Raw genomic sequence first — 20,128 nt, 5'->3', positions numbered from 1 at the left:
TTCTTTATCAAAAAAAGCAAACTAAAGCATAGCCAAAGCTATTTAATTTTATCTCTGATTTTAGAATGGGAAAATGGACTGTATTGTAGTTTATGGTTAATTGCTTGCAGTACTTTTTAAATTTTAAAGTCTATTTTAGTAAGGTATATTGATAATTATTTATTGGTATTTTTGAACTACTTTTTTAGCGATACCAACAATTACTTCTGTAGCTTTTTGCATAGATGCTACAGGAACATATTCATAACGACCATGAAAATTATGTCCGCCAGCAAAAATATTTGGGCAAGGCAAGCCTTTGTAAGATAATTGCGAGCCATCAGTGCCACCACGAATTGGTTTTATTAAAGGTGTAATGCCAATTTCTTGCATTACTTCTTCTACAATATCAACAATATGCAAAACAGGTGTAATTTTAGCTTTCATATTAAAGTATTGATTTTTAGTGCTAACTGTAATCAATTCTTTTTGCCAACGGTTATTTAAATCAGAAGCAATTTTTTGCATTAAAAATTTTCTTTTTTCAAACAAATCAAAATCATGATCTCTAATAATATACTCTAAAATTGTTTCTTCAACTGCTCCTTTTAGGTCATGCAAATGAAAAAAGCCTTCATAATTGTCGGTTTTTTCAGGCACTTCTTCTGATGGAAGTGCTGCAATAAATTCATTTGCAATTAACATAGAATTTATCATTTTGCCCTTTGCATAACCTGGGTGTACAATTTTTCCTTTAATGGTAACAATTGCAGAGGCTGCATTGAAATTTTCATATTCTAACTCGCCAATCTGACTTCCATCCATAGTGTATGCCCAATCTGCGCCAAATTTTTGAACATCAAATAAATGTGCTCCTTTGCCAACTTCTTCATCAGGAGTAAAACAAACTCTAATTTTACCGTGTTTAATTTCTGGATGATTTACCAAATACTCCATAGCAGATACAATTTCTGTAATTCCTGCTTTATCATCTGCACCCAATAATGTGGTGCCATCTGTTGTAATTAAAGTTTGCCCTTTGTATTGCAAAAGATCATCAAAATCTTGTGGAGACAATACAATATTTTGTTCTTTTTCAAGTAAGATGTCTTTTCCATCATAATTGTTGATGATTTGTGGTTTAACGTTTTTACCTGTAAAATCTGGACTTGTATCTATATGAGCAATAAAACCAATTACAGGCACATCAACTTGTATATTACTAGGTAAAGTAGCCATTAAATAACAATTTTCATCCAACTCAACATCTTGTAAACCTATAGCTTTCAATTCTTCTTCTAATAGTTTTGCCAAATCCCATTGTTTTGCAGTACTCGGAAAAGCTGGGTTATTAGGATCAGATTCTGTGTCTATGGTTACGTATTTTACAAAACGTTCTATAATTTGTTGTTCGTTTATCATATGTATTTTTTTATACTGAGGTGTTTTTTAATTTAGGTATTGCAAAGGTAATTATCGTTCATCGTGCATCGTGTTTCGTCCATCGAGAATCGTTTATCGAAAATCGTCCATCGAGAATCGTTTATCGTGTTTCGTCTATCGTGCATCGAACAACGAACAACGAACATCGACTTTCGTCTATCGAAAATCGTCCATCGTCCATCGAACATCGAAAATCGAACAACGAACAACCTACAAATGCCTACTCCCTTCTTTATACACCTGTACACCCGCTTTTAATAAGTGTTTCAATTTACGAGAAGGTTGATAATTAATGATAAATTTTTTAATATTTTTTTTAGGAGACAAGACTTCTGGATTTGGTGCAGCCACACTCTGAATCCCCATTTTAAACTTCCCTACAGCCCCCATATCTAAGGCATAACCGTCTTGCAAATAAAACTCCATTTTTATACCCAAAGCAATTAATACCGCTTGCACATCTACTTGGTGTAAACTACATTCGTTGCTAATATCTGCACTCAATTGTTCTAGGTCTATGGTGCCCCTGCTAATGGCCTGTAAAATGTATTGTGGTGTATTGTTTTGTAGGGTATTGTTTCTTTTTGTAATTCTGTATTGTAATGCCATTTTTTTGTATATTGTAAACGTTATAAAGCTATAGGGCAATTAGCTTATTACGGAGCCCTTTTTCAAATATACTACAATATCTATTGAAAAGTACTAGTTTGTTTGGCAAAAAATACTAGAAATCTTATATAAAAATACTAGAAATTTTTATCAAAAGTATCTACACCTTGTACAAAAAGTATCAATACTTAGTACCTAAAGTATCATAAGTTTTTACAGTTACTTCTAGATGCAATACCCAATGGTACTTGTTGTTTGTGATAGTGCCTCTTGATGGAGTGGTAAGCGTATATAGCAAAAAACCAAAAACTATATAAAGCGCAACTTTAGAGCGTGATAGGGGAGTTGTTACTAAACGCTTTTTTTTGAATGGCTTTTAACAATGATACTTAAAACAAATGCACATCATAATTTTAAGTTTCTTATTGTTCTATTTGTTTCTTTAAGGAGTTTTATTACCTTTATTTTTTATCTTTTGGTAAAAAATTGCACTCATAATAAAACATCCTATTATAAATAAATATGGGGTAAACTTTGCTCAATTATTAATAATTGTTAGAAGTTAACTTATAACATCTAAAATGTATTTTAGTTTTAAAAATTAATGTAAAACACTTTATGCTTATTTTAAAAATTACACCTGGCAAACCATAACATATTTTTAAATAATTGCTATTTTTATAGGCCAAAAAGTGCTTAAAAAAGATTAAAGACAAAAGAACAACAAATGAATATTACTAATGAAGCAGAAATAGAATATGGATTTGTAGGTAAGTTGCAAGACTTAAAATACACCTATCGAAAAGATATAAGAACTAGAGAAGCTTTAGAACTAAACTTCAGACAAAAGTTTGAAACCCTTAATAGCGTAAAATTAACAGATACCGAATTTGATAAATTACTTATCGAAATTATCAATCCAGATGTATTTAAAACGTCTAATCATTTAAGAAAGAGAAATACATTTATTAGAGAAGATGATACACCATTACATTACACTTTAGTAGATATTAAAAATTGGTGTAAGAATGATTTTGAAGTCATTAATCAGCTTCGAATGAATACACAAAATAGCAACCATAGATATGATGTTATTTTATTGATTAATGGTTTGCCTTTGGTACAAGTGGAGTTAAAAACACTACAAGTAAGTCCTAGAAAAGCAATTCAACAGGTTGTTGACTATAAAAACGATGTAGGAAACGGATATACCAATTCGTTAATGTGTTTTATGCAATTGTTTATTGTAAGTAATAAAACAAGAACCTTTTACTTTTCTAACAATAATAACAAACATTTTGCTTTTAATGCAGACGAACAATTTTTACCTGTCTATACCTTAGCCAAAGAAGACAATTCTAAAATAAACCACTTAGACGATTTTACAGAGAAGTTTTTAGCCAAATGTACATTGGGTGAAATGATTAGTCGTTATATGGTTTTAGTAGAAACCGAGCAAAAGATTTTGGTAATGCGTCCCTATCAAATTTATGCAGTAAAGGCTATTGTAGATTGTATAGAGCAAGATAGAGGAAACGGATATATTTGGCACACTACAGGAAGTGGAAAAACATTGACTTCATTTAAAGCATCTACACTTTTAAAGGATAATGATGCTATAGAAAAATGTTTATTTGTTGTCGATAGAAAAGATTTAGATAGACAAACCAGAGAAGAGTTTAATAAATTTCAAGAAGGTAGTGTAGAGGAAAATACCAATACAAAAACATTGGTAAAAAGAATGTTGTCATCAGATTATGCAGATAAAGTAATTGTTACAACAATTCAAAAATTAGGGTTGGCTTTAGATACTAAAAACGATAAGAATTACATTGAACATCTAGAACCTTTAAAAGATAAACGTGTAGTATTTATTTTTGATGAGTGCCATCGTTCACAATTTGGAGAAAACCATAAAGCTATTGTTGAGTTCTTTCCTAAAGCACAACTATTTGGGTTTACAGGAACACCTATTTTTGAAGAAAATGCAACCTATAAAACCATTGAAGGAAAAACTGCATCGTATAAAACCACAAAAGATGTTTTTCAAAAGGAATTACACGCGTATACGATTACCAATGCTATAGAAGATAAAAATGTATTACGTTTTCATATCGACTATTTTAAACCTGATGTAAAAATTGATACCACAAGTTTAAGTCATAAAATGGCGGTTATTGATACCATTATAAAAAAGCACGATAAAGCAACAGATTTTAGGAGGTTTAATGCTGTTTTAGCAACATCTTCTATTGCAGATGCTATTGAGTATTATCACTTGTTCAAACAAAACCAAAGAGAGTTTGGCGAAATAACTGAAAATTACAAACCTTTACAAATCGCTTGTGTATTTTCACCTCCTGCAGAAGGTAATAAAGACGTAAAGCAATTACAAGAAGATTTACCGCAAGAAAAAGCAGATAATGAAATAGAACCGAATAAAAAGAAAGAAGCATTAAGTGCAATATTAGAAGATTACAATAAACAATATGGTTCAAGTCATATCCTTAGTAAATTTGATTTATACTATCAAGATGTTCAGCAACGTATTAAAGCGCAAAAATTTACCAATGCAGATTATGCCTACAAAAATAAAATAGATGTATTAATTGTGGTAGATATGCTATTAACGGGGTTTGATTCTAAATATCTAAACACATTATATGTAGATAAAAACCTAAAATATCACGGATTAATACAAGCCTATTCACGTACCAATAGAGTAATAAACGACACCAAACCTTATGGTAATATTTTAGTATTTAGAGACCAAGAAGAAGAAGTAAACAAAGCAATGATGCGTTTTTCTGGGGCTAAAATAGAAAAGGCAAAAGAAATTTGGTTGGTAGATGCAGCACCTAAAGTCATAGAAAAATACAAAAAAGCAGTAGCTGATTTAAACCAATTTATGCAGGCAAAAGGTTTAGATTGTACACCCTCTGAAGTAAGCAATTTAAAAGGCGATGAAGCTCGCGCAAGTTTTATAAATGCGTTTAAAGAAGTACAGCGTTATAAAACACAACTAGACCAATATACAGACTTAGAAGATGAACAAGCTGAAACCATTGAAACACTCTTACCAACAGACGATTTGCGTTCTTTTAAATCGGTGTATATAGATACCGCAAAACAATTACAAGCAGCACAAAACAAACAAGGTGATAAAGCACCCAAAGATGTACAACAATTAGATTTTGAATTTGTATTATTTTCTTCTGCGGTTATTGATTACGATTATATTATGGGGTTAATTACAAATTACACAGACAACAAACCCTCTAAACACAAACTAACACAAGAGGAGTTAATAAACTTATTGGGGTCCAGCTCTAATTTAATGGACGAAAGCGAAGACATTATTGCCTATGTAAAAACTTTAAAAGTAGGTAGTGGCCTAATTGAAAAAGAAATACGTGAGGGCTATCAAAAATTTAAAGATAATAAGGCAGCAAAAGAAGTACAAACTATTGCAGACAAGCACAATCTCACCCAAAAAAGCTTAAATGAATTTATAAATGAAATTATGAACCGTATGATTTTTGATGGTGAAAAACTAACGGATTTATTAGCTCCTTTAGAGTTAGGTTGGAAAGAACGTCGCCCAAGAGAAGAAGCTTTAATGGAAGACTTAGTGCCATTATTAAATAAACTAGCCCAAGGGCGTGAAATAGCAGGATTAAACGCATATGAATAACGAGAAAGAAAAAATAGTACCACAGTTACGTTTCCCTGAGTTTGAAAAAGATGAAAATTGGAGTACTAAACCTTTGAAAAAAGTTTTCTCAATCTTTCAAGGCTATTCTTTTTCTAGTAAGGATAGTGTTGCAAAAGGAACACGTTGGGTAAAGATTGCTGATGTTGGTATTCAGAATATGAAACATAGCAATCCATCTTTTCTACCTGATGATTATACGAATATTTATGAGAAATTTTTATTAAAAAAAGGTGATTATGTACTAGCTTTAACTAGACCAATTCTCAATGGTAAATTAAAAATCTCTGCTGTTGATGATTTACTTCATAATTCTTTATTAAATCAAAGAGTAGGAAAATTGATTTCTGGTAGTAATTTAACACTTGTATATTATTTACTACAAACAAATTATTTAATAAAAGAAATAGAAAAAAGTATTGCAGGAAGTGAACCACCTAATCTTTCTATGAAGCAAATCGAAAATATTAAAATTTCTTTACCCTCAAATCCAAAAGAACAACAAAAAATAGCCAATTGTCTATCTTCTTTAGATAAATTAATAACAGCAGAAACCGAAAAACTAGACCATTTAAAAGACCACAAAAAAGGCTTATTACAACAGTTATTTCCTGCAATTGGAGAAACAAAACCACAATTTCGTTTTCAAGAGTTTAAAAATGATGGGGATTGGGTGGAAACTATTCTGGATAATTTAGGTGAAATTGTAACAGGAAAAACACCTAGTACTAAAAATGAAGCTCTATGGAATGGAGAAGTATTATTTATTACACCAACAGATATTTCTGATAAAAAATATCAAACATCAACAAATAGAACTGTTAAAAATACAGATAAATTAAAAATTTTACCACAAGGGAGTATTGTATATACTTGTATCGCATCTATCGGAAAAATGGCAATGACAACTATGGATAGTATCACTAATCAACAGATAAATTCCATAGTACCATTTGAAAATTATAAAAATGAATTTATTTACTATTTACTTATTAGCTTGACACCTTATATAAAATCAATACCAGCTACTTCTACTTTACCGATTATTAATAAAACCCAATTTTCTGAAATTGAATGTGAAATACCATCAAACCCAAAAGAACAACAAAAAATAGCCAGTTGTTTATCTAGTGCAGATGATTTAATAGAAGCACAAACCATAAAAATAGAAGCCTTAAAAAAGCATAAAAAAGGGTTGATGCAGCAGTTGTTTCCTACTATAAAGTAATAAAAACGAATAAAAATGGAAAAATTAACATCTGCCATCATTGCCATTGCCATCGTAAAGACGCAATATTTTGCGTTTCCACAACAACAGATCATATTGCTTCTCAATAAATAAACGGTAAAAATGGCGAAATACAAAAATAAATACAGATTAGAATCCACCCGATTACCTCATTGGGATTATGGTGCCAATGCCCTGTATTTTGTAACCATTTGTTGCCAAAACAGACATTGTTTTTTTGGGCATATTGCCAACAAAAAAATGATAGTATCAGATATTGGAAAAATGGCAGAAAAATATTGGTTAGAAATTCCGCAACATTTTCCGTTTGTGGTTTTGCATAATCACGTTGTAATGCCCAATCACGTGCACGGTATTATTGAAATTGCCAAAACAGATGATGGCGACGTTGGTGGTGGTGTTGATGGTATGGATGTTGGTGGGGGTGTTGTAGAGACGCAAAATTTTGCGTCTCTACGTACGGATGCAACGCAACAACCAATGGAATCCATACAAAAAATGCAACAATCAAACAAAAACACCAACAAAAATAAATTTGGACCACAATCAAAAAACCTGGCATCTATTATTCGTGGTTTTAAAATTGGGGTCACAAAAAATGCACGACGATATGAAAAAACACAAAATAATGTACCTATTTCCTTTTCATGGCAACCTCGTTATCACGACCATATAATACGCAATAACAAATCGTATCAAAACATATCAAATTATATTATCAACAATCCAAATAATTGGAAAGAAGATACATTTTATACAAAATATTAACCATGACAGCACAACAAAAACAAGAACAATTAGGGAAAGCACTTTGGGAAATAGCCAACGATTTACGAGGTGCAATGAATGCAGATGATTTTCGTGATTATATGCTATCCTTTCTATTTTTACGTTATTTATCAGATAATTATGAAGGTTCAGTAAAAAAAGAATTAGGGTCAGATTACCCAGTTTTAGAAGAAGATGATAAGCGTACACCACTTTCAGTTTGGTATGAAGCCAACGCAGATGATGTAGAGTTCTTTGAAAAACAAATGCGTAGAAAGGTGCATTATGTTATTGAGCCTAAGTATTTATGGAATAGTATTTCAGAATTAGCACGTACACAAGATGAAGAATTATTAAAGGACTTACAAAAAGGCTTTAAACATATCGAAAATGATTCTTTTGAAAGTTCTTTTAAAGGCCTGTTCTCAGAAATCAATCTAGATTCAGAAAAGTTAGGTAAAACATATACAGAACGTAATAAGAAACTGTGTAAAATCATTCAAAAAATATCAGAAGGTATTGCAGATTTTTCAACAGATAGCGATACATTGGGTGATGCATACGAGTATTTAATTGGTGAGTTTGCAGCAGGTTCTGGTAAAAAAGCAGGGGAGTTTTATACACCGCAACAAATTTCTACAATCCTATCCGAAATAGTCACCTTAGACAGTCAAAACCCAAAAGCAGGTAAAAAGAAAAAAATCAATAAAGTATTAGATTTTGCTTGTGGTTCAGGGTCTTTGTTATTAAACGTAAAAGATAAAATTGAAAAAGGAGGAGGCACAATAAGTAGAATTTACGGTCAAGAAAAAAACATAACCACATACAATTTAGCACGTATGAATATGTTATTGCACGGAGTAAAGGATTCAGAATTTGAAATATTTCACGGAGATACCTTAAAAAACGAATGGGATGTATTAAATGAAATGAACCCCGCTAAAAAAACAACTTTTGATGCTATTGTTGCAAATCCGCCATTTAGTTTACGTTGGGATGCATCAGAAGCAATGGGAGAAAATTTCCGTTTTAAAAATTACGGTTTAGCACCTAAATCAGCAGCCGATTTTGCATTCTTATTACACGGTTTACATTTTTTAAGTGATGAAGGTACAATGGCTATTATTTTACCTCATGGAGTTTTATTTAGAGGTGGTGCAGAAAAACGAATAAGAGAAAAGTTATTAAAAGATGGTAATATAGATACCGTAATTGGTTTGCCATCAAATCTATTCTTTTCAACAGGGATTCCTGTTTGTATATTGATTATTAAGAAATGTAAAAAGGAAGATGATGTATTGTTTATAAATGCTAGTGAACAGTATAGAAAAGTAAAACGTCAAAATGTATTAAGAGATGGTAAGGTAGATGGTGTAATAGACCCAAAAGAACCTAATGATATTCAGGAAATTATAGATACCTATCAAAACAGACCAGATAAAATTGAACGTTATGCACGTAGCGTATCAATGGCAGAAATTGAGAAAAATGATTATAACCTAAATATATCACGTTACGTAAGCACAGCAAAACCAGAACCTATAATTAATTTAAAAGCGGTAAATACTAAAATAGCAGAGGTAGAAACCAAAGCAGCAAAAGCATTGCAAGAGCATAATGGCTATTTAAAAGAGTTAGGGTTAGAGACCATCTAAAATAGATGAAGTGATGCATTTATATCGTTTAGAATCGCGAGGTTTTAAAAGTATTACCCTTTTATTGTTAAAGAAAGAGATTTCTCCACAAGGTCGAAATGACAAGTGTTTTATCATTCTGATTGCAGCGAAAGCGAAATAGAGGAATCTCAGTCACATTAAAAAGAGCACTCCATAGCAGTCGAGATGACAAAGAGATTTTCCACAAGGTCGAAATTACAAGTGTTTTGTCATTCCGATTGCAGCGAAAGCTGCATAGAGGAATCTCAGTCACATTAAAAACAGCGCTCCATAGCAGTCGAGATGACAAATAGATTTCTCCACAAGGTCGAAATGACAAGTGTTTTGTCATTCCGATTGCAGCGAAAGCGGAATAGAGGAATCTAAGTCACATTAAAAAGAGCGCTCCATTACAGTCGAGATGACAAAGAAATTTCTCCACAAGGTCGAAATGACAAGTGTTTTATTATTCTGATTGAAGCGAGAGCGGAATAGAGGAATCTCTGTCTCATTAAAAAGAACACTCCATAGCAGTCGAGATGACAAATAGATTTCTCCACAAGGTCGAAATGACAAGTGTTTTGTCATTCCGATTGAAGCGAAAGCGGAATAGTGGAATCTCAGTCACACTGAAAAGAACACTCCATAGCAGTCGAGATGACAAAGAGATTTCTCCACAAGGTCGAATTTATTCTTTTATGTGCATCTTTTCAAGTAAAGAAAACGCTTTACAAAGCCTTTGATTTACTAGAGAATCTCCATAAATTTCTGTTTTAGCAAGAATAAAATTAGAGTTGTTTAGTTTGATAAATAGGTTAGAAACTTGATATGGAAACTGTCCTTTTATCCCTTTAAATTGCATTAATAGACTTGGCTTTTCTAAAAAAACAACTCTTTTTGATTTCGTTTTAATTAAATTTTTAGCCAAATGTTCTTGTTCTTGCTGTAGCAAAAAAGCCTCATCAAAATTAATTTTATTACTAATATAGGTAACATCTAACAACACAGTTTCTGTCAATTGTTTTGTAGTATCTGCTGTAAATATCGACGATTGTACAACATCTGTATATAAATTAATTTTCCAATCTTTTGGTAAGTCAATAGAAAAAAGTGTTTTAACATCATCAACTTTTTCTAAATGGTTAAAAGTTGCTGTTTCGCAATTAAAAACTTTGCTAATTTCTGATTTTTTGTTGCACGAAAAAAATAGGAGAGAGGCTAAGAAAATTACAATATATTTTGCCATGAAATTATTTTAAAACCAATTTTCCAATCTTTTCATTACCACTTAGCCAAGCTGTATTTTTATCAACAAAATCAAGGGCATAATACCCTTTATTAGAAACTTTATGCCAAGTATGTCCACCATCATTAGAAAATGATATACCAGTTTTACCCACTGCAAAAACTTCTTTTCCATCTGTATTAGGTACATATTGTACACAACTTTTATAATTGGGGTTTTGGTTATCTGCAACTAAAGTCCATGTTTTTCCACCATCTGAAGTAATGGCTTTGGTGGCTTTGTTTTCTAATGGTTTAGAGTAATCTCCACCCATTATAATTCCGTTTTTTGCATCAGCAAAATCTACAGAATAAATGCCTTGAGGCCCATTACCTTGAATAATTGGCGTGTTAAAAATTTGCCAAGTTTGCCCATAATCATCAGATTTTAAAATTCGAGCTTTTGTACCTCCAGAAGCAATCCAAACAGTACTGCCTAAGGTTTTAATATTGGTATTACTAGCTGCAAAAAAAGCTTCACCATCTTCAAATTCTGGCAAATTATTACAAGGTATTTTGGTCCAAGTTGCACCAGCATTCGTAGTTAAAATAATAGAGGCACAATTTTGTGTGGGATCTCCTACAGCAATTCCGTGTAAATTATCGTCAAAAAACTGCATTGCATCATAAAATACTTTTTCATGTTGTTCTTGATACACTAAAGTAGGTTCACCTTCAGAAATTTTATACAATAAAGCAGGGTTGGCTACAGAAAGCACAAAATAATCTGTACCGTTAAAAGCCAAACTTCTAAAATGAGGAATTATAGTATCTTGGTATTTGATATTTAAAGCGTTTAAAGAAACACCTTGGTCTGTTTTAAAACCAACATCACCTTTAGAACCTGCATAAAATACTGTTTTTGTGTCTATTGCTTTTATAGCTCTTATGCTACTGTTAGCAATATTAAACTCTTGTATTTCAATAGATTTTAATGTTCTCGGTTCGTATTTTGTTACACAAGAAATTATAAAAAGTAAAGCGAGAATTAATAGTGATAATCTTTTCATTTTTGATTATTTTTATACGACTAAAATAAAGTATTTTAACAGAAACGTAAGGTGGTCTTGTGGAATTCTTTTTTACGAACAAATTATTTTTTTAATGAAAAAAGCATTAGTTATTTCTGGTGGTGGAAGCAAAGGCGCATTTGCTGGTGGTGTAGCCCAATATTTAATGACCAAAGAGCATAGAGAGTATGATTTGTTTGTGGGCACTTCTACAGGTAGTTTAATGGTATCGCATTTGGCCTTAGGCATGTTAGATGAATTGAAGAAGTTGTACACCAATGTAAATCAAAAAACGATATTTAGTAACAATCCGTTTGTAATTAAAAAAGTAGCTGGCGAAAAAATAGTGAGCATCAATCACTTTAATACACTAATCAATTTTTTAAAAGGAAGAAAAACATTTGGTGAAAGTAAAAATTTAAGAAGTTTAATTAAAGACAATATTACCAAAGAAATGTTTGAGGCAATTGCCAAAAGCAATAAAGAAGTAGTGGTTACCTTGTCTAATTTAACAGCCAACCAAATAGAGTACAAATCTAGTAACGAATGTACTTACGATGATTTTTGCGATTGGATTTGGGGTTCTTGCAACTACGTACCATTTATGAGTTTGTTAGAAAAAAACAAACAACAATATGCAGATGGTGGTTTTGGGTCTCTTGTGCCCATTAGAGAAGCCATTTTAAGAGGTGCAACCGAAATTGATGCTATAATTTTAGAAACAGAAGTAACACAAATAAATAGATTGCATTCTAAAAACCCGTTTTCTTTACTATTTGATGTTTTTGAGTTTATGATGATTCAAGTAGAAAGGCACAACATTACCATTGGTAAATTGGCAGCAAATAACAAAAATGTAAAGCTAAATTTATATTATACACCTACTGTACTTACTACAAATTCTTTAGTGTTTGATGAAACGAAAATGCGCAAATGGTGGAAATCTGGTTTTAAATACGCAAAGTCTAAACGAGAAGAGTTAATGAGTGAATTTAGACCAGATGTATTAACAGATCAAGAAATTGAAGAAGGTATTAATGATGTTGAAAAAATGAATATTTAATTTTATTTGAAGCTATTTCCTGCTTTCCATTATATCTTTTTATGCAGATTTCAATATTGTAAGTTATTGCAAAAATAGTAGTTGAATCAGTATTTTAAAGTGTCCATAAAATTTAGCATAAAAAGGATGTCATTTCAATCAGGGCTAAACCTATTTATGAACCTAATGACTAATTCATTCAGCTATTCGAATATTTAAAAGTTAAATGCTAAATAAGTACTACTATTTACCAAACTAATAAAAACAACCGCTATTTTGGATACTATTTTATAAAAATACAACTACAGAATTATAGAAAATGGTGTGTTTAAAAAAACAGAATTAAAACTCTAAATTATACAGTAGCATTTAAAAATAGAAATGATGTATAACATATAAATCTTTTTTGCTTTCTATTTATTTTAAATCAACAATCATATTGTCTTTTGCAGGATAGGCTAATTTGGAATTAAAAATTTCTTTAAAATCTATTTCCTTATTAGATTTTTGTACTGATTTTGCGCCAGTATTTATATAATTTAAGGTTTCATTTAATAAAGGATCTGAGCGCTCACCCAAAACCCCAAGATTTCCAAAATCTTCAGACAAGAATACACCTGGAAATGCTTCACTGTCTGGTACAATTCCATCTCTGTAATTAACTCCATCTTTATTGCTAATTTCAAAAACAATAGGCTGCATTGCATACCTGTGATTTTGTTTTAGATTTGCACCCGTTTTAGAAAAATTTTGTGAATCATACAATGTAATTGAACCTTCTTGTTTACCTGTTGTTGTAGCCCCAATTACACGCACATCTATATAAGCGCTTAAAGAATTGATAACTAATTCAGATGCTGAAGCAGAAGCGTTTGAAGTAATAAAATATACTTTAGTTAACCCCAAACTATTTAAGTTTTCTTGTAAAACTACATTGCCATTGGCATCAGTATTTCTTATTTCCGTTCTAAAATTGTTGGTAAAATTATCAGCAGTAAGAGCTTCCATAACCTTACTATTCCATATGTTCTGAGAAAATAGCTCACCATTAAATTGCCCAGTAATCATGCCTGCTAAATACGTTGCAGAACTTACAAAACCACCAGGATTATACCTTAAATCTACAATTAAATGATCTATATTTTCTGCTTTAAAATCAGCAAAAACAGCATTTAATTGTGCATCGAAATTAGACGCAAACTGATTGTACATTAAGTACCCTATTTTTTGAGTTCCTTCTGTAATTACTTTTGCAACTGCAACAGGGTTTTCTTGAAGTTCTGTTTTGGTTAAAGATATGGTTTGGCCATTAGTGGTGGGGTTTCCATCATTATAATCTGCTAAACCAATTGTAAAATTGGTGTTACTGCCAAATAGCAAAGCAAATGCATTATTTTCTGTCATTTGCATCCCATCAACACTATTAAAAATTTGACCTCTTGTTACATTATTGGTGGCAGAAGAAGAATTTGGAACAACATAACGTACATAGCCAAAAATATTGCTAGGTGTATCTCTATATCTTACCAAGCCAAATTCCATTCCAGAAGATAAATTTAATCCTTGAAAAGAATTCTCTAGTTCTATATAATCGTCAACTATTATAGAAAAACGATCTGTTGGCCTATTTAATAAATTTTCGAAAGTTTCTTCTGGCGAGTTATACTGTCTAAAATGAGTGTATAGTTCAGTTAAATTAATGGTGTTTTCACTTACTTTAAATTTATCATCATCTAAATCTGCAACATCTTTTTGCCATAGATAATATAAGTTTAAACCTTTCCATATAAAAAAATTAATTTCATCTTCTACAGAAACTACAAATTCGTCTTCTATAGTTGTATTGATTTCATCTTCTTTTTTAGAACATGACACAAGTAGAAATAAAAACGAGAGGATGCTAAGCTTAAAAATTGATTTCATATTAATTCGTATTCGGTAAATCTTGTTTTATAAATACACCATTATCTGTTTCTCTTTGGCTACTAATACTATGGTATAAATACTCTAAATTATTTGGGTTACAATTGTTATTAGATACTGAATTGCCCGTAAAAATGTAGCTTAATACTTGGTTTAAAATAGGGTCTGAATCTTCTCCTAAAACGCCTAAATTAAGTGCATCTTCTTGCAAACAAAGGTCAATATCTGGTGTAAACCCATTTTGGTAGGTTTCGTTATTATCATTTAAAAAACGCAATACTAAAGGTTGAATTGCAACTGTATGGGTTTCATTTTTACCCTCAAAATCATAGTCTATAGCATCGTATAAAGTAATGGCTCCTGTATTATTTCCTGCTGTTTGATTGCCTATTACATGAACATTTATATGTGCTTTTAAACTGTTAATAAGTAATTCTATTGCAGATGAACCTGTAAAATTAGCTCCATTTAAAATAATATAAACATCGGTTAAGTTTAAACTTTCTATAGGAGTAGTTTCATTTAATAAAGTGGGGAATTTTGTTTGCAAAGAATCAGGTTGATTTTCTAAAAACCATGTTTGCGCTTTTGCATTCCATTCTTCTTTAATAATAGTTTCTTCAGGAAACTGACCAGTAATCATACTAGATAATTGCGCAATATTTTCAGCAAAACTTCCACCACCAATATTATAGCGTAAATCTAAAATCAATTGATTTACAGCTTGGTTTTTAAAGTCTGAAAAAGCAGTGTTTAAATTGTTGATATAATTCGTAGAAAAATCGTTATTATAAACTAAATACCCAATTGTATTTGTGCCATTTGCAATTACTTTTTGTAGGTGAATTGCAGGGTGTGTGTAATTTTTTTTCACTAATGCAATAACCTCATTAGTTTCAGTAACATCAATACCATTATAATTCGCTTTTACCAATTTTAAAGTATCTTGACTGTAGTTTATCAGTAAATCTTCAAAATTATCATTTCGTAATGCTATAGTATCTTTTGTGGTATTAACAATAGCAAAAAAATAATCTCCTCTAGTAATATTCTGAGTAGCAGCATAAGAAAGTGGTAAAACATCTAAAGCAGTAACAAGAAGAGTGTCAGAATCTTGTTCTTTAAAAACAGTAAACTCTAATCCGTTTGTAAAACTGCTTCTAAGTTGTGGCTCAGTAATCGTAGCATGATCTTCTATTAAAGTAGATTTGATATCATCAGGAATTAATAAACTGTTAAATAATTCATTATAATTTGGGTAGCTACTTAAAAATGTATTTAATTCTTGATCAGAACTAAAGCGTGTATCAGATAAATTACCAATATCGTTTTGATATAAATAATAAGCGTTCAAACCTTTCCAAACAAAATCATGTACAATTAAGTCTTCAGGCAATTGGTAAGAATCTTTAGAGCAATTTAAAAATGCCAAAGTAAGTGCTAAATAACCAAAGAAATTGAATGTTTTTCTCATCATAAAATATCAAGTATATACTCTTATTTTAACGCAATATAAAGAGAAATAGTATTTTTTTAATCATAATTTGTAACAAAATATATAGTACATCGTCGTAATTATGTAAACCTGATAAAAAAGCAGATAAAATATCAGAAAATAAATAAAAAAATGAACCAATCAGACTTTTTAAAAGTTGTTTTACCCTTTAAAGATAAAGTTTTTAGACTAGCTAAAAGACTTTTAGTTTCTACAGAAGAAGCTGAAGATGCTACACAAGAATTATACTTTAAATTATGGAGAAGCAGAGAAAAAATTGCTGATTATAAAAATGTTGAAGCATTTGCCATGACCATGACAAAAAATTATTGTTACGATCGTTTAAAAAGCAAACAAGCCAGTAATTTAACATTAGTACATAGTAATTATAAAGAGAAAGAAACGTCTTTAGATAAGAAAATGGAATATCAAGACAGTGTAAACCAAGTGCACCAATTGATAGAAAATTTACCAGAACAACAAAAAATTATTATTCAATTAAGAGATGTTGAACAGTATGATTTTGAAGAAATCTGTAAAATGGTAGCTATGAAACCAACAGCAGTAAGAGTAGCATTATCTAGAGCAAGAAAAACAATACGAGAAGCATTAATTAAAAAACACAACTATGGAGTTAGCTAACATAGAAAAATTAGTAGAAAAATACGAGAATGCAGAAACAACACTACAAGAAGAGGCAATCCTAAAAAACTATTTTACCAAAGAGGATGTTGCACCACACTTGCAAGAGTACAGTTATATGTTCACCTATTTTGCTACAACCAAAGATGAAACGTATACAAAAACCATAAAGTTAGAACCTAAGAAATCTAAAAAAAGAAACTTTAAATGGTTATCTGTTGCAGCATCAATAGTACTTTTATTTAGCATATTTATTGGTCAGCAAGAATACCAAGAATACAAGCAAAGAAAAGAAGCACAAAGAATTTACGCAGAAGTAAGTAAAGGATTACAATTATTATCTACAAATCTAAAAAAAGGAGAGCAAGCAGTAGCACAATTGTACATTCACGAAAAAACGGTAAATAACGCATTAAAATAAACCAAGTAAAAATTAGTAAAACCAAGTAAACAGAGAAATTATGAAAAAAATAATTTTATTAATAGCATTTGTAGTTGCACCATTTGCAACCAATGCACAGTCTTTATTCGATCAATTTGAAGATATGGATGGCGTAGATATGGTAGTAGTTACCAAAGATGCTTTTCAATTATTGAAAAAATTTCAGCCTAAATCAAGTTCGGATGAAAATGAAATGTTGCAAGCTTTTGAAATGATTAACGATTTAAATGAATTTAAAATGTTTTCAACAGACAATTTAGATATTGCATCACAGATGGAAAATATGGTAAATACCTCTATAAAAAAATCGAAATTAACAGAATTAATGCGAATTAAAGAAGATGATTCTCGCATTAAAATCTATGTAAAAGCGACTTCAAACAAAGATTATGTGAGTGAAGTACTCATGTTTATAAAAGGCATAGATAAAAAAACAAACGGAATGTCGGAAGCTGTGGTACTTTCTTTAACAGGTAACATAGATATCAACAAAATGTCTGAATATACAGATAAGATGATCAAAGAAAATAAGTAACTAACTCAAAAAAAAATTCAGGTTTAACTTCTTAAACCTGAATTTTATTTAAAATTTTAAATATGAAAAAATTAACCACACTATGTGCACTAGTTTTTCTAGTTGTATTTGCCAGTTCTTGTAAAAATGAAAAATCGTTACAAAGCTATTTGGTAGATACCAGTGGAAAAGAAGGTTTTTTTACAGGAGATTTGCCAATTAGCTCTTTAATGTCTGCCAATGTTGATGTTTCTGATGATGTAAAAGAAACAATAAAAAGTATCAAAAAAATAAACTACGTTTTTTTACCAAAAACAACAGAGAATACAACCAATTACGAAGCCGAAAAAGTAAAACTTAATGCTATTTTTAAAGACAATAAAGATTATAAAAGCTTAATGGCAATGAAATTTCAAGGAATGAATGTCAAAGTTTTTTATTCTGGAAATACAGATGCTGTAGATGAAGTTATTGCTTTTGGCTATGGAGATAAACAAGGAGTTGGTGTTGCCAGATTATTAGGCGATAACATGAATCCTGCCAAAATTATAGACATGATGAATAGCGTAAAAATGGATGGAAATAGCGAATCTCTACAAAAATTTATGCAAAGTTTTAAAGGTTTGTAAACGACTCTTTTTAACAATTGATAAAAGCCATAATTCTTCTCGGAATTATGGCTTTTTTTATATTACATTTAGCCAAAATTATTTGAATGAAATTGAGACTATTATTTTTATTACTTTTAATAAGTTACGCTTCTTGTGTTAGCGTAAAAAAACACAATCAACAAATAACAAAATTACATGCTGTAACAGATTTAAGAAAAGATGTAGACAATTTATATCTAAATCTCCAAAAATACCATCCAAAATTATATCAATATAAAAGTAAAGAAGTTGTAGACTTTAAATTTGATAGCTTAAAAAAAGCCATAAATACGCCTTTAAATAGTAGTGATTTTTACAAAAAAACGGTTTCTGTTATTGCTCAACTAGGCCATGGTCATACCAACATCTTTCCACCAAAAAGAAAAAGAACAAAAGAAGAAAGAAAAATTTATTACAGAGAAAGACATGAGTTTAATGAATTAAGTTTTGAATATTTAAACAAACAATTGTTTTTAAGTGGTGTGCAACAAAAAGATAGTCTTTTATTAGGGGCAGAAGTTCTTCAAGTAAATGGAGAAAGTGTTGCAGATATTGATAAAAAGTACAGAAAAATGTTTTCTTCAGACGGTTACAATACTACATTTTATGACAAAGCAATTGGGAAACAGTTTAAAGTTTTTTATTACAGAGATAATGGAGCAGTAGACAGTGTCAGCTTAACTTTACAAGTCAACGATTCTTTATTTACAAAAACGTTTAGAAAATTTTTAAAAGAAGAAAAATCTGAAAATGAATTAAAAAAAACAGATTCTATTAAACCAAAACCTGTAAAAAAAGAGGTTGTAACTAAAAATTTAACTAGAAAAGAAAAACGTAAATACAATAAAACTCACGGGTTTAATGCGTTAGAAAACACATATAACAGAAATTTAAAATTTATTGGCAAAGACAGCACAATTGCCTACATGAAAATTAGAAGTTTTACAAATGGAGATTATAAAACTTTTTACAACCAAACTTTTACAGAGTTAGCCCGTAAAAAAACACAACATTTAATTATAGATTTAAGATATAATGGTGGTGGTAGAGCTGTAGAAATTCTAGATTTATATAAGTATTTAACCAATAAAGAGTTTCAATTTTTTGCTAAAAGCAATGTTAATACCAGAGTGCCGTTATTAACAGCTGCATTTTCCAACCAAACCCCTATTATTTCAAAAATAATTATTGGTATTGCATCACCATTAATAGCAACTTACAATGTATTTAAAACAGAAAAAGAAAATAATCAATTGTATTTTAAATATAGAACCAAAATACAACAACCAAACCCATTAAATTACAAAGGTAAAATATATGTTTTAATCAATGGTTATTCCTTTTCTTCATCAGCAGTTTTATCAACTCACTTGCATGCTACTAAACGCGCTATTTTTGTTGGTCAAGAAACTGGTGGTGCTTATAATGGCACTGTAGCTGGGTATATGAGAAAACATCAACTACCACACTCTAAAGTTACCATTTTATTTGGTGTTATGAATTTAACTACACCTTACCAACAAAATCCTGATGGTTATGGTATTAAACCAGATGTAGAAATCTTACCAACTTTAGCAGATAGACGCAATAAAATAGATCCAGAATTAGAATGGATATTAAAAGATATAGAAGGTAAACAATAAAAGTTGCCATTAAAAATATATATGAGCAACTAAATTGAGTGAATTTTGAATTTAACTACTCATTAACA

16 protein-coding genes are annotated in these 20,128 nt (G+C 30.5%); 10 read left to right on the top strand and 6 right to left on the bottom strand.

Annotated features, from left to right (window positions below; all coding sequences use genetic code 11):
- Window positions 1–159: 159 nt before the first annotated feature.
- Both pepT and SJY27_RS01975 read right to left on the bottom strand, forming a co-directional pair.
- Entirely contained in the window at window positions 160–1,401 is a 1,242-nt protein-coding gene (gene pepT / locus SJY27_RS01980) for a peptidase T (protein ID WP_397446575.1), read from the bottom strand.
- A gap of 231 nt (window positions 1,402–1,632) precedes the next feature.
- On the bottom strand, window positions 1,633–2,031 hold the full coding sequence (locus SJY27_RS01975; protein ID WP_397446574.1) for a DNA-binding protein: 399 nt from the start codon (window positions 2,029–2,031) through the stop codon (window positions 1,633–1,635).
- 727 nt (window positions 2,032–2,758) lie between these two features.
- Here SJY27_RS01975 and SJY27_RS01970 point away from each other — a divergent pair.
- The 4 genes from SJY27_RS01970 (at window position 2,759) to SJY27_RS01955 (ending at window position 9,415) form a co-directional block, all read left to right on the top strand.
- The gene (locus tag SJY27_RS01970; RefSeq protein WP_397446573.1) at window positions 2,759–5,725 is read left to right on the top strand and encodes a type I restriction endonuclease subunit R; all 2,967 of its coding nucleotides are present in this window, start codon (window positions 2,759–2,761) and stop codon (window positions 5,723–5,725) included.
- Window positions 5,718–6,971 carry a restriction endonuclease subunit S gene (locus SJY27_RS01965; protein WP_397446572.1) on the top strand — a complete coding sequence of 418 codons (1,254 nt, stop codon included), beginning with the start codon at window positions 5,718–5,720 and terminating at the stop codon, window positions 6,969–6,971. Before SJY27_RS01970 ends, SJY27_RS01965 begins: the two co-directional genes overlap by 8 nt.
- Window positions 6,972–7,094: 123 nt before the next feature.
- Window positions 7,095–7,760 (top strand): transposase, encoded by a 666-nt coding sequence (locus SJY27_RS01960; protein WP_397446571.1) that lies wholly within the window; start codon window positions 7,095–7,097, stop codon window positions 7,758–7,760.
- Window positions 7,761–7,762: 2 nt separating this feature from the next.
- Entirely contained in the window at window positions 7,763–9,415 is a 1,653-nt protein-coding gene (locus tag SJY27_RS01955; RefSeq protein ID WP_397446570.1) for a type I restriction-modification system subunit M, read from the top strand.
- Window positions 9,416–10,103: 688 nt separating this feature from the next.
- On the opposite strand, the gene SJY27_RS01950 is transcribed toward SJY27_RS01955, so the two are convergent.
- Both SJY27_RS01950 and SJY27_RS01945 read right to left on the bottom strand, forming a co-directional pair.
- Complete coding sequence (locus tag SJY27_RS01950) at window positions 10,104–10,661, bottom strand: hypothetical protein (RefSeq protein WP_397446569.1); 558 nt, start codon at window positions 10,659–10,661, stop codon at window positions 10,104–10,106.
- 4 nt (window positions 10,662–10,665) lie between these two features.
- Complete coding sequence (locus SJY27_RS01945; protein ID WP_397446568.1) at window positions 10,666–11,709, bottom strand: WD40/YVTN/BNR-like repeat-containing protein; 1,044 nt, start codon at window positions 11,707–11,709, stop codon at window positions 10,666–10,668.
- A gap of 94 nt (window positions 11,710–11,803) precedes the next feature.
- On the opposite strand from SJY27_RS01945, the gene SJY27_RS01940 reads away from it, so the two are divergent.
- On the top strand, window positions 11,804–12,772 hold the full coding sequence (locus SJY27_RS01940) for a patatin family protein (RefSeq protein ID WP_397446567.1): 969 nt from the start codon (window positions 11,804–11,806) through the stop codon (window positions 12,770–12,772).
- A gap of 396 nt (window positions 12,773–13,168) precedes the next feature.
- On the opposite strand, the gene SJY27_RS01935 is transcribed toward SJY27_RS01940, so the two are convergent.
- Window positions 13,169–14,674 (bottom strand): S41 family peptidase, encoded by a 1,506-nt coding sequence (locus SJY27_RS01935; protein WP_397446566.1) that lies wholly within the window; start codon window positions 14,672–14,674, stop codon window positions 13,169–13,171.
- 1 nt (window position 14,675) lies between these two features.
- Window positions 14,676–16,151, bottom strand: coding sequence for a S41 family peptidase (locus tag SJY27_RS01930; protein WP_397446565.1), 1,476 nt, complete (start codon window positions 16,149–16,151; stop codon window positions 14,676–14,678).
- A gap of 150 nt (window positions 16,152–16,301) precedes the next feature.
- Here SJY27_RS01930 and SJY27_RS01925 point away from each other — a divergent pair, with 150 nt between their 5' ends.
- The 5 genes from SJY27_RS01925 (at window position 16,302) to SJY27_RS01905 (ending at window position 20,060) form a co-directional block, all read left to right on the top strand.
- The gene (locus SJY27_RS01925) at window positions 16,302–16,811 is read left to right on the top strand and encodes an RNA polymerase sigma factor (RefSeq protein WP_397446564.1); all 510 of its coding nucleotides are present in this window, start codon (window positions 16,302–16,304) and stop codon (window positions 16,809–16,811) included.
- The gene (locus tag SJY27_RS01920; protein ID WP_397446563.1) at window positions 16,798–17,232 is read left to right on the top strand and encodes a hypothetical protein; all 435 of its coding nucleotides are present in this window, start codon (window positions 16,798–16,800) and stop codon (window positions 17,230–17,232) included. Before SJY27_RS01925 ends, SJY27_RS01920 begins: the two co-directional genes overlap by 14 nt.
- Before the next feature lie 40 nt (window positions 17,233–17,272).
- On the top strand, window positions 17,273–17,788 hold the full coding sequence (locus SJY27_RS01915; protein WP_397446562.1) for a DUF4252 domain-containing protein: 516 nt from the start codon (window positions 17,273–17,275) through the stop codon (window positions 17,786–17,788).
- A 62-nt stretch (window positions 17,789–17,850) separates the two neighbouring features.
- On the top strand, window positions 17,851–18,396 hold the full coding sequence (locus tag SJY27_RS01910) for a DUF4252 domain-containing protein (RefSeq protein WP_397446561.1): 546 nt from the start codon (window positions 17,851–17,853) through the stop codon (window positions 18,394–18,396).
- Between the two features lie 86 nt (window positions 18,397–18,482).
- Entirely contained in the window at window positions 18,483–20,060 is a 1,578-nt protein-coding gene (locus SJY27_RS01905; protein WP_397446560.1) for a S41 family peptidase, read from the top strand.
- The last annotated feature ends 68 nt before the right edge of the window (window positions 20,061–20,128 follow it).

The sequence above is a fragment of the Polaribacter sp. R77954 genome, from assembly GCF_044595335.1.
Classification (GTDB): domain Bacteria; phylum Bacteroidota; class Bacteroidia; order Flavobacteriales; family Flavobacteriaceae; genus Polaribacter.
Note: the sequence above shows the minus strand (reverse complement) of the source record. Positions and strands in the feature narration are given on the sequence as shown.

Coding starts and splice junctions, on each gene's coding strand:
- SJY27_RS01935 (WP_397446566.1), bottom strand. CDS start 14,674: ATGAAATCAATTTTTAAGCTTAGCATCCTCTCGTTTTTATTTCTACTT.
- SJY27_RS01955 (WP_397446570.1), top strand. CDS start 7,763: ATGACAGCACAACAAAAACAAGAACAATTAGGGAAAGCACTTTGGGAA.
- SJY27_RS01975 (WP_397446574.1), bottom strand. CDS start 2,031: ATGGCATTACAATACAGAATTACAAAAAGAAACAATACCCTACAAAAC.
- SJY27_RS01910 (WP_397446561.1), top strand. CDS start 17,851: ATGAAAAAATTAACCACACTATGTGCACTAGTTTTTCTAGTTGTATTT.
- SJY27_RS01915 (WP_397446562.1), top strand. CDS start 17,273: ATGAAAAAAATAATTTTATTAATAGCATTTGTAGTTGCACCATTTGCA.
- SJY27_RS01920 (WP_397446563.1), top strand. CDS start 16,798: ATGGAGTTAGCTAACATAGAAAAATTAGTAGAAAAATACGAGAATGCA.
- SJY27_RS01940 (WP_397446567.1), top strand. CDS start 11,804: ATGAAAAAAGCATTAGTTATTTCTGGTGGTGGAAGCAAAGGCGCATTT.
- SJY27_RS01930 (WP_397446565.1), bottom strand. CDS start 16,151: ATGATGAGAAAAACATTCAATTTCTTTGGTTATTTAGCACTTACTTTG.
- SJY27_RS01950 (WP_397446569.1), bottom strand. CDS start 10,661: ATGGCAAAATATATTGTAATTTTCTTAGCCTCTCTCCTATTTTTTTCG.
- SJY27_RS01965 (WP_397446572.1), top strand. CDS start 5,718: ATGAATAACGAGAAAGAAAAAATAGTACCACAGTTACGTTTCCCTGAG.
- SJY27_RS01925 (WP_397446564.1), top strand. CDS start 16,302: ATGAACCAATCAGACTTTTTAAAAGTTGTTTTACCCTTTAAAGATAAA.
- SJY27_RS01960 (WP_397446571.1), top strand. CDS start 7,095: ATGGCGAAATACAAAAATAAATACAGATTAGAATCCACCCGATTACCT.
- SJY27_RS01945 (WP_397446568.1), bottom strand. CDS start 11,709: ATGAAAAGATTATCACTATTAATTCTCGCTTTACTTTTTATAATTTCT.
- SJY27_RS01970 (WP_397446573.1), top strand. CDS start 2,759: ATGAATATTACTAATGAAGCAGAAATAGAATATGGATTTGTAGGTAAG.
- pepT (WP_397446575.1), bottom strand. CDS start 1,401: ATGATAAACGAACAACAAATTATAGAACGTTTTGTAAAATACGTAACC.
- SJY27_RS01905 (WP_397446560.1), top strand. CDS start 18,483: ATGAAATTGAGACTATTATTTTTATTACTTTTAATAAGTTACGCTTCT.